The following is a 325-nucleotide window of genomic DNA, read 5'->3' on the forward strand; positions in this document are numbered from 1 at the left end:
GTTCTTCAAAGCCCTGCTCTTTCTCGGTGCCGGTTCGGTCATCGTCGCGCTTCATCATGAGGAAGACATGCGGCGAATGGGGGGGCTCAAGCGCGCGATGCCCATCACGTATGGGACGATGCTCTTCGGGTGGTTGGCGATCGCAGGACTTCCGCCCTTCTCCGGCTTCTTCAGCAAGGACGAGATCCTCTGGCGCACGTGGACGAGTCCGGCGCTTCCGGAGCCATGGGGGCGCGTGCTCTGGATGATCGGATTGGCGACGGCGATTCTCACGGCCGCGTACATGACGCGGCTCATGGTGCTCACGTTCGAGGGGGAGGAACGT

At 62.8% G+C, this 325-nt stretch carries 1 protein-coding gene; it reads left to right on the forward strand.

Features of this window, described 5'->3' with window-relative positions:
* A partial coding sequence (locus N3G78_14875) for a proton-conducting transporter membrane subunit (protein MCX8119199.1) occupies positions 1 to 325 on the forward strand: 325 nt, incomplete at both ends.

It is taken from the genome of Thermodesulfobacteriota bacterium, assembly GCA_026415035.1.
Taxonomy (GTDB): Bacteria; Desulfobacterota; BSN033; order BSN033; family UBA1163; genus RBG-16-49-23.